The sequence below is a fragment of the Bradyrhizobium sp. UFLA05-125 genome (genome assembly GCF_059803515.1).
Genome location: NZ_JBANBJ010000047.1, coordinates 1 through 13,114 on the forward strand (window position 1 = coordinate 1; position 13,114 = coordinate 13,114).

12 protein-coding genes are annotated in these 13,114 nt (G+C 61.0%); 4 read left to right on the forward strand and 8 right to left on the reverse strand.

Annotation, left to right across the window (positions count from 1 at the left end; all coding sequences use genetic code 11):
- From SO156_RS30960 to SO156_RS30985, 6 genes are all read right to left on the reverse strand, one after another.
- Positions 1 to 630, reverse strand: a 630-nt coding sequence (locus SO156_RS30960) for an ATP-binding cassette domain-containing protein (protein ID WP_498537403.1), incomplete at its 3' end; no start/stop codon positions are given.
- A complete protein-coding gene (locus SO156_RS30965; RefSeq protein ID WP_498537404.1) occupies positions 630 to 1,703 on the reverse strand; it encodes an ABC transporter permease subunit in 1,074 nt (357 codons plus the stop codon). The genes SO156_RS30965 and SO156_RS30960, both read right to left, overlap by 1 nt.
- Positions 1,700 to 2,566 carry a branched-chain amino acid ABC transporter permease gene (locus SO156_RS30970; protein WP_458149349.1) on the reverse strand — a complete coding sequence of 289 codons (867 nt, stop codon included), beginning with the start codon at positions 2,564 to 2,566 and terminating at the stop codon, positions 1,700 to 1,702. The genes SO156_RS30965 and SO156_RS30970 overlap by 4 nt, the downstream gene beginning before the upstream one ends.
- Positions 2,567 to 2,606: 40 nt before the next feature.
- The gene (locus tag SO156_RS30975) at positions 2,607 to 3,830 is read right to left on the reverse strand and encodes a transporter substrate-binding protein (RefSeq protein ID WP_458149350.1); all 1,224 of its coding nucleotides are present in this window, start codon (positions 3,828 to 3,830) and stop codon (positions 2,607 to 2,609) included.
- 31 nt (positions 3,831 to 3,861) lie between these two features.
- Positions 3,862 to 4,860 carry an acetamidase/formamidase family protein gene (locus SO156_RS30980; RefSeq protein ID WP_458149351.1) on the reverse strand — a complete coding sequence of 333 codons (999 nt, stop codon included), beginning with the start codon at positions 4,858 to 4,860 and terminating at the stop codon, positions 3,862 to 3,864.
- 57 nt (positions 4,861 to 4,917) lie between these two features.
- Positions 4,918 to 6,435, reverse strand: coding sequence for an amidase (locus tag SO156_RS30985; RefSeq protein WP_498537405.1), 1,518 nt, complete (start codon positions 6,433 to 6,435; stop codon positions 4,918 to 4,920).
- Between the two features lie 345 nt (positions 6,436 to 6,780).
- On the opposite strand from SO156_RS30985, the gene SO156_RS30990 reads away from it, so the two are divergent.
- The 4 genes from SO156_RS30990 to SO156_RS31005 all read left to right on the forward strand — a co-directional run bounded on the left by SO156_RS30990 (position 6,781) and on the right by SO156_RS31005 (position 11,011).
- A complete protein-coding gene (locus SO156_RS30990; protein WP_458149353.1) occupies positions 6,781 to 7,962 on the forward strand; it encodes a transporter substrate-binding domain-containing protein in 1,182 nt (393 codons plus the stop codon).
- Positions 7,963 to 8,009: 47 nt separating this feature from the next.
- Positions 8,010 to 8,558, forward strand: a complete 549-nt coding sequence (locus SO156_RS30995; protein ID WP_458149392.1) for an ANTAR domain-containing response regulator — start codon at positions 8,010 to 8,012, stop codon at positions 8,556 to 8,558.
- A 1,319-nt stretch (positions 8,559 to 9,877) separates the two neighbouring features.
- A complete protein-coding gene (locus tag SO156_RS31000; protein WP_458149354.1) occupies positions 9,878 to 10,111 on the forward strand; it encodes a hypothetical protein in 234 nt (77 codons plus the stop codon).
- A gap of 417 nt (positions 10,112 to 10,528) precedes the next feature.
- On the forward strand, positions 10,529 to 11,011 hold the full coding sequence (locus SO156_RS31005) for a hypothetical protein (RefSeq protein WP_458149355.1): 483 nt from the start codon (positions 10,529 to 10,531) through the stop codon (positions 11,009 to 11,011).
- Positions 11,012 to 11,758: 747 nt separating this feature from the next.
- Here the strand turns inward: SO156_RS31005 and SO156_RS31010 are convergent.
- Both SO156_RS31010 and SO156_RS31015 read right to left on the reverse strand, forming a co-directional pair.
- The gene (locus SO156_RS31010; RefSeq protein WP_498537406.1) at positions 11,759 to 12,340 is read right to left on the reverse strand and encodes a sensor histidine kinase; all 582 of its coding nucleotides are present in this window, start codon (positions 12,338 to 12,340) and stop codon (positions 11,759 to 11,761) included.
- A gap of 307 nt (positions 12,341 to 12,647) precedes the next feature.
- Positions 12,648 to 13,112, reverse strand: coding sequence for a HEAT repeat domain-containing protein (locus SO156_RS31015; protein WP_498537407.1), 465 nt, complete (start codon positions 13,110 to 13,112; stop codon positions 12,648 to 12,650).
- Between the last annotated feature and the right edge of the window lie 2 nt (positions 13,113 to 13,114).

Genomic DNA, 13,114 nt, shown 5'->3' on the forward strand with positions numbered 1-13,114 from the left:
GTTAAAGACCGTGACCTGCTCGGCGATCATGCGGATGAACTGCATGTCGTGCTCGACGACGATCAACGCCTTGGTACGGTTGATCTCGCGCACCAATTCGGCCGTCTTGTTGACCTCCTCGTGGGTCATTCCGGCGGCGGGCTCGTCGAGCAGGATCAAATCGGGATCGGTTGCCAGCACGAGCCCGAGTTCGACCCATTGCCGCTGTCCATGGGCCAGCTGCCCCACCAGACGTTCGGCGGCTTCCGTCAAGCCGACCCGCGCCAGCATCTCGTCGACGACGCGCCTCGCCTTATCGCCGGAATGAAGGCGGTTTGTCGCCAGCCAGATATTTTCCCGTACTGAAAGGCCGTCGAAGACACTCGGCACCTGGGTCTTGATGCCGATGCCGAGCCGGGCGATGTCGTGGGCGTGCGCGTGCGAAATATCCTTGCCGCGGAACAACACCTGGCCATGGGTCGGCTCCAGTTGTCCGGTCAGCATCTTGAAAAACGTGCTCTTGCCTGCGCCGTTGGGACCGATCAGGCAGCGCAGCTCGCCTTCGGCCAACGAGAAATTGACCTGGCGCACGGCGCGAACGCCGCCGAAATGCATGCTGAGATCCTGGGTCTGAAGTAGAGGTGCGGCCATCAGCCCTCCTCCGCCCGCTTAGGCTGTAGCCGCTTCGCCTCTTTGCCACGCGAAGCGAGTAGCGATTGGCCGATATCGCCGAGCGTCGGCACCAGTCCTTTGGGCACCAGCAGCACGAACGCAATCAGGATAATGCCGAAGATCAAAGGCGCGTTGGCAAAGATCTTGGCCCACCAGTCCGAACCGCCGCTGGGCTGGTTGGCGCCGAGCGCGGTCGTGAGCCATTGAATGCCGATGCACCCGACGATCGGCCCGATCAGCGTGCCGCGCCCGCCGACGATCACCCAGATGATGATCTGCGCTGATTGGGCGAGACCGAAGATAGTGGGACTGACGAAGTTGCCCCAATTGGCGAACAGACACCCGGCAAATCCGGCCAGCGCACCACCAACGGTGAATGTCGCCAGCTTGTAGGCGCGCGGATCATAGCCAAGCAGTTCAGCACGCCGTTCGTTTTCCCGGATGCCGACGATGATGCGGCCGAACCGGCTCGCCAACAGCAGGCGCAATCCGAAATAGGTCGCGAGCAATGCGGCGGTCGCCAGATAGAACATGCCTTCGAGATCGATCGGCGCACGCTTGTTGCCGGGCATGTTCAACGGCGGAATGCCGGGAATGCCGTTGAAGCCGCCGAGCCGTGCCGAGCCGATATGGAATTCCGGTCCCGCCGTCGAGTTGATGGAATTGAACAGGATTAGCGTCACGGTCAGCGTGATGACGCCGAGATAGACGTCGCTGATGCGGCCGTAAAACATGAAATAGCCTAGCAGCGCCGCAAACGCCGCCGGCACGATGACGGCAAGCAGCAGAGGGACCGTGCTCTCGCCAATGTTGAACATCGCGATCGCGTAGGTATACGCGCCGAGCCCGAAGAACGCGGATTGGCCGAAACAAAGTATGCCGCCATAACCCCAGATCAGAGCGAGGCTCAGCGCCAGAATCGCCATAATCATGTAGACCGTGAACTCGAGCACGACGTCGAGTTCGAAGAAACGCGGTACCAGCACCAGGAACCCAACGCCAATCACGCCGACGAGGCCAAGGCCGATCAGATTGAGCGCGCGGGCGTTCACAGGCCTCTCCGGAAGAAGCGGCCGGTGATGCCTTGCGGCAGCAGGCGGATCAGGATGATGGCGGCCGCGAGCAGCGCGACCTCACCGAACACCGGCGTTGTGACGAAGGTCGCGATCTGGTTGATGCTGCCGAACAGCGCCGACGCCGACACCGTGCCGCTGAGGATCGCGGCGCCGCCGCCGATCACCGTGATGAAGGATTTGGCGACATAGGCAACGCCGATGGTCGGGAACACACCGGAGACCGGCGCCAGCACGGCGCCGGCAAGTCCCGACAGCGCCGCGCCGAGACCGAAGGTGATGGCGTAAACGCGGGGCGGATTGACACCAAGCGCTGACGCCATGTTGGCGTTCTGCATCGTGCCGCGGGCGATCAGGCCAAGCCGCGTCCAGCGCATCACGACGAAGATCACAGCCAGCACCACGGCCGCGACGGCGATCACGAACAGCGTATAGGCGCTCGTGCGGTAGGCGCCGATCTGGAAGCTGCCGAGCGGCGCTGAGATGCCGACAGTGGTATTGCCGAAGATCGCCGTGGTCAGCCCGACCAGGAACAGGCTGAGGCCCCAGGTTGCCAGCATCGTGTCGATCATGCGACCATAGAGAAAACGGATAATGGTCCGCTCGACGACGAGGCCGATGAGGCCGACCACGATCGGTGCCACCACCAGCATCGCGATCCAAATGCTGATGCCGTGGCTGGTGGCGACGATTGCCGCATACCCGCCGAGCATCAGGAATTCGCCATGCGCGAGATTGATGACGCGCATCATGCCGAAGATGATCGCCAGCCCGACGCTAATCAACGCCAGGCTGGCTATCGCATACAGGACCTGGATTGCCAGAAGAACAGCGAGATCCACGTTCACTTTTCCGAAACACGAATTGAGGGCCGGTCCGGTCTCAAATCTTTATCACGTATTGCTGGTTGTCGGTCGGGTTCTTGATGAGGTCGCAGACAGCTGCGGTATCGGCGGGCTTCTGCTGGGCAAAATCTTCCAGCACCTTAAGCTTCTTGTCGGCGACTTCGGCGATGTGCACATCGAGCACGCAATGGTGCGTCGGCGGATCGATCGTGACCTTGCCGGAAGGCGCATCGATGCTGATCCCGGTCTCCAGGGTTTCGATGACCTTCATCCGATCGACGCTGCCGGCCTTCTTGACCGCTTCCGCCCACAGCCGGAACCCCTGGTAGGTACCCATCGCGAGTTCGGTGATGTTCGGATAGTCGGCGCCGAAGCGCTTGTGGAAGCTCGCCACGAACTTCTCGTTGACGGGGTTCTTCAGGTCCTGGAAATAGTTGTAGCAGATCAGCATGCCGTTGCATTCATCGGGCGACAGCACGATGTGCTCGTTGCCGACCGCGAACGTAGTCGATGCCATCGGAATGCTCTTGCGCATGCCCGCGGCCGCCCATTGGCGGTAGAACGAGATGTGCGCGCCGCCGACCAGTGCCGACCAGACGAAATCCGGCTTGGCCGCCTGGATTTTGGAGATGGTCGGACCAAAATTGGTGACGTCGAGCGGGAAAAAGTCGATCGAGGACACCTCGCCGCCATTTTCGGTGACGTATTTTTTTACCCATTGCGAGGTGATCTGCCCGTAATTGTAGTCGGCCGCGACGACGTAGACCTTCTTGCCCCATTTCTTCATGGCATGAGGCACCAGCTTTTCCACCGTCTGCGCCGGGGTCACGCCGGTGTCGAACTGGTTGCGGTCGCAGACACCGCCTTCATACTGCGTATTGTAGAAATACAGCGTCTTGAACTTGTCGAGCACCGGCCGGATCACTTCGCGCGACGCCGAGGTGATGCCGCCATGGACGACCGCGACCTTGTCCTTCAGGGCCGCCTGCTGCGCGAACTGGGTGTAGAGCTGCATGTTCGACTGGGTGTCATAGTTGATCAGCTTGACCTGCCGGCCCAACAGGCCGCCGGCAGCGTTGGCTTCCTCGATCGCAAGCGTCAACGCGTCGACCATCGGCTTGCCGTAGATGTCGAGGCCGCCGGAGAGATCGTGGATGCTGGCGACGTTGATCGGATCTTCCGCCCATGCGCTGGAGGAAAACATCCCGGCGGCAGCGGTCGCAGCGGTACTCTGCAAGAACGTTCTGCGATTGAGCCTCATAGCCCTAGTCCTCCTCGCGGTTGCCGATGATTCATGAAGTCAGATATTTCTTCAGAATTGACGCGCCCATCGTGTATTTCGGGTCGACCATGTTTCCGAGCCGGATCCGTCCGGCCTGGCTGAGCAGCATGTAGGCGTCGATCTCGTCGAAGCCGTAATCGGCGCTCATCCAGCGAACCAGCTCGCGATAGGCGATGCGCGCCGCATCCTCGAGTGGTCGGGCGCTGCCGATGGTCATGAGGGACTCCCGGGTCTCGAGCCGCGGCCACGCAAAGCTCCAGTCCTTGATGACGTCGATCTGCATCGTGACGGTGGCGCGCTGCTCGATCGCGACGCCCGACAATTCGCCGTCCCCCTGGGCGGCGTGGCAATCGCCGACATAGAGAAGACCGCCTTTGACATGCACCGGGAAGTAAAGGATAGCGCCCGGCGCGACATCGGGCAGGTCCATATTGCCGCCGTGATAGTCCGGCTGCAGCGACGAGATTGCCTCGATCTCGGGCGATATCCCGATGGTGCCGATGAACGGTTGGTACGGCAGCGTGATCTTGTCGCTCCAGCGCACGCCGTCCTTGTCGACGTGCATGACCCTCACCCGCTCCGGCAATGGCGGATTGAGCATTGCGGTTGAGGCAGTTCCGACAAGGCCGCCAAATTCCGGAATAATGCAGGTCTTGCCCGCCGGCTGCGCGCCGCGGGTCTCCACCGCATGAATATGCACGGCCAGGCAATCGCCCTTCCCGATGCCGTTGACGGCAATCGGGCCGCATTGAGGATTGAGGAAAGGAAACTGCAGCTTTGCGGTCGGACTGTCCTTTTCGCTGGTGATGACGCCGCCAAAGGCATCTTCGGTCTCGACGGCGACGACATCGCCGGGATCGATCGTCAGAGACGGCGTTGCGTAAGGACCGTAGACGTAATGGAAAGGCCCCTGCTTTTCGATCGTAAGCTCGTGGCGTCGTCCCGCCCGGCCCTTGGCGAGGCCGCGCTTTGCCATGATGGAGGTCTTCAGCCAGGTGTCGTCGGTCATTGCGAAATCCTCGGAGGCAATCGGCATGCAAGCAAGCCAACGCCGGATTTGCCCGGTTCAGTTTGATTTCCAGTCTCCGGCGGCTTCGATCGCCCGCGCCAGCCGTATCAGCGTCGCTTCCTCGAAGTGACGCCCGACCAGCATCAGGCCGACCGGCAAACCATTGACGCGGCCGCATGGCACGGTGAAGGCAGGATGTCCGGAAACGTCGAACGAGCAGGTGTTGGCCTGCATGTTGAGGGCGACGTCGATCACGGTGTTGAGGGGCGCATCGGGCGGCGGGATCGGCGTCGCAGTAAATGGAATTGTCGGCATCGCCAGCGCGTCGAATTTTTGCAGCGCGTCATCGTAGGCCCGATGCAGCAAAGGCCGGAGATTTTGCGCCTTGGAATGATAGCGCCCGTGATAGTGGCGGTGCATATATTCGCCGAGCATCAGCACCAGCTTCACCGTCGGCGACACGTCATTGATCCGTGTTCCCATGCCGCGCGCAAGCGCCTCCTGCATCGAGACCGGATAATAGCCCTGGACGTTGTTGCCGACGCCGTAACCCTTCAGCATCATCTCGGCGGCGCCTTCCAGAATGACGCCGCTCCAGACATGCGGTCCATCGAGATGCCAGGGCGCGGAGACTTCTTCGCTTGCGATGCCGGCTTTGCCCAGCGCCGCAATGGTTTGTCGCACCTTCTCGTTGACCGCCGGATCGCTCTCGGAATGGCCAAACCCCTCGCGCAGGACGCCGATGCGCAGCCCCCTCGCGGGATTGCCGAGCGCCGCCATATAGTCGCCGGTGCGCGCGGCAATGGTCCGTGTGTCCCAGCCGTCATGACCGGCGATGACCGTCAGCAGGCGGGCGACGTCTTCGACCGAAGCGCACATCGGGCCGCAATGATCCACCGAGTAGCTGATCGGCATCGAGCCGGTGGTCGGCACCAGGCCCCAGGTCGGCTTCAGACCGTAAACGCCGCACCAGCTTGACGGCGTCCTGATCGAGCCGCCCTGGTCGCCGCCGAGCGCCATCGGCACCTCACCCGATGCCACCAGCGCGGCACTGCCGCCGGAGGAGCCGCCGGCGCTGTGCGCCGGATTGTGCGGGTTACGGATCACGCCGCCGGCGCAGGTATGGCTCGCGCCTGAAAAGCAGAGATCCTCGCACGCAGCCTTGCCAGCGATCGTGCCACCGGCGTCGAGAATCCGCGTCACGACCGTGGCGTCGAGTTCGGGAACATAGCCTTCGAGCAGCGCCGAGCCGTTCATCATCGGCACGCCAGCGACGCAGATATTGTCCTTGATCGCGATCTTCTTGCCGCTCAACAACCCCTCTGCGCCGGTACGGATGTTCGTCTTCCAATACCAGGCGCCGTAAGGATTTTCAGACGCCGCAGGCCGATAGCCCGGCGAGCGCGGGGCAATCGGCGCCAGCGCCGGAGGCACCAGCTCGTCCAGCCGGCCATAGGAAGCCAACGGTCCCTTGAAAGCCTGCTGAAATGCAGCGATCTCGTCAGTGGTGAGGACGAGGCCAAAGTCGGCGCCGAGATCCTCGATCTGCTCCAGCGTCGGAAGGCGAACTGCCATGCTCCACCCATCATGTCAGGAGACAAAATGAAAAAAGCCACCCGCGGCCCGAGAAGGGCCCCGAATGGCAACAATGCCGATGCTATCAATGGTCGCGTAGGTTACGGTGCAGATCGAAACTTGGAGCCGTCACTCAGACGTCATCGGCTGCGCGAGAACTCTTTCGCCATGCACGCGTTCACGTAGCGGTCATTGTGTCTTAGCGCCGCTGGCCTTGTCAATGCGAGGTCAGCACCTTTTTTTTGGTGCTCGCATCAATGGCGTGCAGTGCTGATTGACGATGCAAGGAAGCAAGGCCTAGTTTCTTGCGACGAGACTGTTGCCGAACAGCGCCCGGGTTTCTCCATGAGCAAGCCGTCCATCCCTCTCGGCCTCGTATTCTCCCAGTCGGGACCCTATACCATGATGGCGGGCGAAATGCGCAAGAGCGCATTGATGGCGGTCGACGAGATCAACCAGAGCGCCGCCTTCGATTTCACGTTCACGCCACACCTCCGCGATCCCGGCGGAGTCGTCGCCGAGTATCACACCGCGTGCGCCGATCTCATTCATGAGGAGCATGTCGGGCATATCGTCGGCTGTTACACGTCTGCCTCACGCAAGCAGGTAATTCCGATCGTCGAACGGACCGAGCGGCTGCTCTGGCATCCGGCGCGCTACGAAGGGTTCGAAAGCAGCGACAACGTCATCTATGTCGGCGCCGCGCCCAACCAGCATGTCGTGCCGCTGGTGCGCCACATGCTCGACCACATCTCCGCCGACGTATTCTGCATCGGGTCGAACTATATCTGGACCTGGGAAATGAACCGCGTCATCCGCGAAATCGTGACCAGCGCCGGCGGCCGCATCCTTGCCGAACGCCTGCTCGAACTCGGCGAGATCGCAGTGGACCACATCGTCACGGAGATCATCGACCGAAGACCGCCGGTCGTGTTCAATACGCTGGTCGGTGAATCCAGCTACGCGTTCATGCGCACCCTCCATGCGGCGGCGACGTGTGCCGGCCTCTCGATCCCGATGCTGAGCTGCAGCCTGTGCGAGCCCGAACTCAAGCTGATCGGATCAGCAGCCTCGGTCGGGTGCATTACCTCATCCGCATATTTCGAGAGCATCGAGGGCGCCGAAAATCGCAGCTTTGTAGCGCGATGGAAGGCTCGTCATGGCGAAAACAGCAGCCTCTCGGTCGATGGACAGTCCACTTATGTCTGCGTCATGCTGCTTGCCCGCGCCATCCGCCGCGCGGGTTCGGCGGAGGTCGGCGCCGTGCGGCGCGCCGCGGCAAATCATCGCTACGATTCCCCGCAAGGTCCGGTTTGGGTGGATCCCGACAACAATCACTGTTTCCTCACGCCAAGGCTGGCACGCTCCATGCCTGGATGTCAGTTCAGTATCTTCTGGGAAGCCGATGCCCCTGAACGTCCGGATCCGTATCTTTCGAACCTGGACCTGAGCGCGTTCGGCAGGAGGTCGGGAAAGAGCAATGATGCGGTAGCGAAGTGTTCGAACCATTTGCGTATCGTGAAATGACTAGACCATCCCCCTTTTCCGTCCGCGGCCGTCGCGCTCTCATGGTCATGAGAGATGAGCGCGAAATCCCGATCGTGCGTCGCCAGCTCAGCCGCCTCGGCATGACTATTTCCGAGCATGATCCGGCCGAGCCGCCGCCGATCCAGCCTTCCGACGTCATCCTGTTGGATGCAGACAGCATTCCCATCAAGTCTGACCACGCCACCATGTGGAAGGGTAGCGTCCCGATCATAGCGCTGATCGGAACGGAAACGCCCAGTCGATTGAAGTGGCTGCTCGATCTGCGACCAGCGTCTTTTCTCGTCAAGCCGCTCCGCTCTGCCGGGCTTTACACCGCCCTGGTGATCGCGTTCGATTCAGGGCAGCGAAGAGTGGAGCAAGCCGCGCACATCGAAAAGCTGGAGGATCGCATCAGGTCCCGGCGGGTTGTGTTCGCCGCCGTCCTGCAGGTCATGCGCGGTCACGATATGTCCGAGACCGAGGCGTTCGCGCTCATTCGGCAGACGGCAATGCGACATCGCACGACGATCGAGGTCTTGAGCGCGGAGATCCTCGCTGCTGGAGGAATGCCGAACCGGACTACGCGAACGGCATAGCAATTGCCGGCTTGAGATCGCTGCTGCTGATGCCGCAACTCTGCATAGGATCTTCGTAGGCGGCACGGATCGTAAGTACGTCATTGCAGAGAGCGCACTGAAACCTGTGCAAGTCCACGCCTGGGCGCTCCTGTCTCCGGGTCAAGCACGTGAAGATTTGCTCAGAAGGCTACCGCGAGTTTGCGCGGCACCGCGATGTGAATAGCGTCTTTGTGTTTTTCGTCACTCTGCCGATGTTCGTGATCTTCTGGGCGATCTGCGTGAAGATGGGGGCTCGATTTAGGGCAGCCACCCGCCGGATGGTCGGATGGTCGGAGACGGGGTTGAAAGGCGAAACGCGAATTCAGTGCCATTGCGGTCGAGTTAGGCCGATTGGCCAATCGCATGCAGGGCACCCCTAAGGCATGTTGTCTGCTTGGGCTGACGTCACGGTCGGTCCGGAAAATTGGCCTCAGCTCTGAGTCGCCTCGAGCTGGGGCCAAAATTTAAGATCTCCCCTAAGCCTTGTTAACTTGCATTCGTTACCCTGCCTTACCCGCAATTGTCTTTTTTCGGGGAGGCAATGACTGACGCAATTGCGATCTTTTCACCTCGCGCGAGATGCAGCGTTGTTTTCATAGGCAGCGAGTTATTTCTCGCCGTCTTGAGGCAAGCAAGCACTCTTAAAAGCAGCGAGCGAGTTTCGCGTGCTTGCTGAATTAGGACAATTGATGGTGCGCGGTGCGGTAAGCCTTTCCGTCTGCGCTGTCGTCGCCCTTTGTGTTTTCGGATTCCTATCGATGATGGGTGATGATCCGGCCGCGAAAGTGCGACCTGCCGATCATCCCTGCAAAGCGAGCCACTGCCCGGCAGGAAGAGCGAAGAGCGGCGCGCTGCATTAGCGTCATGAGCCAAGGCCGTGCGGGATCTATGCCGCACGGCCTTGGTTGCGACTGTCCAGCCCTCTCGGATTCCGTCGCCATCGATACGTCAGCCGATTCATGTCAGCTGCCGTCACCAAAGGGTGTCCACTTCTCCACAGCCAGGAGGACGTGGTTAGTGCGTTTAGGAACGAAGGCTTCGGAAGCAGGTTGCCGGTTCGGTGCCTGATCCTGACAGTCAGGCATTATTCTCTGCGTTGACGATGGCCGCGGCATTCCGCCTAATCTGGGGCCTCTTCATTGGGCGCGAGGACCGCCCTGTCACAAACCTGTGGCATGACCATTGCACAGTCAAAATCAACTGGGATTTCAGTGCCCAGTTAGAAGATACCGCGATGCCGGGATCTGTATTTCGAGCCCGACAGCACCTTTTTCAGGAAGCGTATTTTCGGAGCACCCATGCCATCGAACACGATTGAATTGATTGTTTCCGCTTATGTACGTTTGAAGAACCGCCGAGCATTGGAGGACATGCGTGAACTTCGGCACAAGCTGCTCGGAGGCCGACAAGCCGCGTCCGGCATGGATCCGGGTCTGGCTCTGAACCAGGTTCAGGAGGACCTGCGAGTAATCGAACAAGGGCTAGAGCAGCTGCGAATGAATGACGCTGCCCCAGAACCAGAGGCGCGCTGAATGGTTGTGGCAAATCCGAGTTAGGCCGATTGCGAGGCGACCGTCAGGCATGCTGTCTACTGAGCCGCCGCACCGGCCGGCTCGGCCACTCGGCCTCAGCTCGCCTGAGCCTCCTCGAGCGAGGGCCAAATTTTTGAAGTGCGCCCGCTGCGGCGGCGGCGACGCGGAAGGCTCCGGCCTTTCGCTAGCCCGAGCGCCGAGCCGCTCCTTGGCGTCCGGCCGCAGGCTTGCGGGTCCAAAAAAAGGAGGAGCCTCATTGTGCTAAGTCGCATTCGAAACGCGGTCTTCAAGATTCAGAAGCAAGCCCCCTCGCGGCGCTTCTTTCCCGCCCCATTTCTTGCGAGATACTTCAGAGGTTCGCAGCGGTGACTTGTTGGTGTCCAGCCGCGGCGGCAGTTGCCCTTGTCGTGGGGAACTATGATCCTCTCAACACACGCCATCGTCGGTGCCGCATTGGCGAGCTTGATACCGGATCATCCGGTAGCTGCCTTCGTGATCGGTGTGGCCAGCCATTTTGCGATCGACGCGATCCCGCATGTCGACTATCCGCTTCACTCGATTAGGGGGCGACGAAGCACCAAGTCGGCGCTGACCCTCATCTGGCTGTTAGTCAAAGATCTCGGGTTGATTACGGTAGATGCTGGCATCGGCCTGGGCGTCGTGCTCTGGCTTTACGGTGCCGGGCCGGCTGTGCTCGCTGGCGCATTGGGGGCAATGTTGCCGGACCCCATGCGACTGGTGAGCAAGCTATATCCGAAGGAACCGCTTCGATCACTGCAGCGGTTTCACGCTTGGATTCACTCGAAGCGAAAGCTGAGCTGGCCACTTGGCGTCGTTTCTCAGCTCTGTGTTGTCCTGCTTTTTGTCGGACTGGCATCAGCCCTCGGCGGCGCGAACTAAGTTACCCACTGTTTATCCACAGCTGTGAAAAGGGCTGGCGGCCCGGCACACGCCCCCGCCGAAGATGTGCCGAGCCTAGCCATGCCAGCGCGCTGGTCGATCCGGCCTGCTAGAACCAATCATGGCGACAACGTGGCTACGCCAATAGAGCTTGGATGCAACACTGTCGACGGACATAGAGACCCGCCAGCCTGAACCGTCGTCTGGCCTCAACCGAGACTTCGCCGCTGGATCGACCTCGGGGGCCGGGAAGCGGCCGCTTGAAGGATCCACGCGACCTCACGTAAACTGCCTCGGCGGGATCAAGCAGACTCCCGGCGAGACCTCGGTCCAACCTCGAGGCTCACATGCCGCGTCGTCCGGCTAAAGTTACTCAAGCGGACATTGCCCGCGCGCTACGCGCTGCCAAAGAAGTTGGCGCACACTCGGTTACTATCGATAGCGAAGGGTTCATCCGGATTGAACTCATCGAAAATTCTAGGTCGAGCAAAATGAAACGAGATCTCGACGAGGCATGGACGCCTTCCGAGGCATTGCAACGGTACCTTGAGCGAGAAGGCAGATGAGCTGCGCTCGGAGGGCGGTCGCATTTGCTGCAATTTCAATGACTTGCCGACGTAGGCAAAGAAATAGGGTACGTTTCAAACCTAAAAGTGCATTTGAAAGCGGACACCCAAGCTCGCAATTGCTCGTGCCCGGCTGCGTCGGGCAAGCGGTGACGTCAGCTTTGAGGCCAACAGCGGGCGTTCAGGGCGCACCGGACTCATGAATTGTTTTCAGCGGTAAGGTGAACTGAAATAGGGCGCCGCGCGGCTCGTTCGCCTCCGCCCACAGCTTCCGCCCATGGCCATCGATGATGGAACGGCATATCGACAACCCCATCCCTGTTCCACTGGGCTTCGTGGTGAAGAAGGCGTCGAAGACTTGTTCGAGATGCATCGGATCAATGCCCGGCCCGGAATCGCGCACGGCCACGAGGACGCCTGTCTGATCTCGCTCGGTGCTGATCGCCAGCTCTCGTGCCCCAGCCTCTACCGGGTCCATGGCTTCAGCTGCATTCAGGATGAGGTTCAGCAAGATTTGCTGTAGCTGGACGCGATCCCCCTCAACCGGAAGCAATACGTCCGCAAGCCGCGTCAAGACCGAGACACCATTCCGGTTGGTCACGCTTCGCGCCAATGTGATCACCTCGTTGATTGCCGCATTGAGATCGAAGCGCTCCTTTCGGGGAGGAACCTTCTTGATTTGCTCTCGGATGCGCTCGATGATGTTTCCGGCTCGATCAGCATCGTCAACAATACAAGTGAGCGCCTCCCCGATCTCGCCCAAGTCGATGCAACGCGTTCCGCCTTGGCTTTATGCCTTTTGATCGTTCTCTGCGCTTCTGCCAACGCCGCCGCAAGAGGGCATCAGGCCAATTCGCGGCACGTCATCGTTCGTCCCAGCCAGGCAGTGATCCCAAGTTACGTCTCTTCGACTAGCGTTCGAATCTATCGCGACGACTCCGTTCCGAGTGGTTTGCGGACCGACCACGACGATCCTCCGGCCTACGATGATCCATCCAAGTTTGGTGGCGGCTGACCTGGAGCGGACCAGTGCGCGAACAAATCCGCGCAAGGGCGATGCCGCCGGAGGCTCAAGTGCTCAAGGACTTCAGCTCCGGCGGCGGTGCGCCCTTCCCCTCGAGCATGCCGAGCGCTAGCGCGGCCTCCACCCGTACACTCGGATCCTCATCACCCGCCAGCTGTCGGAGGGGGACGAGGGCTTGTTCGATCCCCGGGAGGGCCGGACCGAGGCGACCGAGGTGCCAAGCCGCCAGGCTGCGGACGAAGGTAAGCTCGTTGCCCAATTCCGCGATGAGGACGGTGACCGACTCTCCACCCGACGGCGCCACCCGGGCCAGGGCCGCCGCCGCCCAGACGCGTACGAACGCAACCGGATCCTGGAGGGCCGCGGCAAGGTCCGACATAGCCTCGGTTGCCGCGGGGCCGATCTCGCCCAAGGCATATGCGCCGAGGCGGCGCTGGAGCGGATCGCTGCTCGAAAGCTCCCTCACCCAGTCTGGAACGGAAGTCCCTAGGTAAGCGACCTGCGCGCTCATGG

What these genes read in the sequence shown, in the direction of transcription:
- SO156_RS30975 (WP_458149350.1), bottom strand. Translation starts at nt 3,830, where the DNA reads ATGAGGCTCAATCGCAGAACGTTCTTGCAGAGTACCGCTGCGACCGCT.
- SO156_RS30980 (WP_458149351.1), bottom strand. Translation starts at nt 4,860, where the DNA reads ATGACCGACGACACCTGGCTGAAGACCTCCATCATGGCAAAGCGCGGC.
- SO156_RS30985 (WP_498537405.1), bottom strand. Translation starts at nt 6,435, where the DNA reads ATGGCAGTTCGCCTTCCGACGCTGGAGCAGATCGAGGATCTCGGCGCC.
- SO156_RS30990 (WP_458149353.1), top strand. Translation starts at nt 6,781, where the DNA reads ATGAGCAAGCCGTCCATCCCTCTCGGCCTCGTATTCTCCCAGTCGGGA.
- SO156_RS30995 (WP_458149392.1), top strand. Translation starts at nt 8,010, where the DNA reads ATGAGAGATGAGCGCGAAATCCCGATCGTGCGTCGCCAGCTCAGCCGC.
- SO156_RS31000 (WP_458149354.1), top strand. Translation starts at nt 9,878, where the DNA reads ATGCCATCGAACACGATTGAATTGATTGTTTCCGCTTATGTACGTTTG.
- SO156_RS31005 (WP_458149355.1), top strand. Translation starts at nt 10,529, where the DNA reads ATGATCCTCTCAACACACGCCATCGTCGGTGCCGCATTGGCGAGCTTG.
- SO156_RS31015 (WP_498537407.1), bottom strand. Translation starts at nt 13,112, where the DNA reads ATGAGCGCGCAGGTCGCTTACCTAGGGACTTCCGTTCCAGACTGGGTG.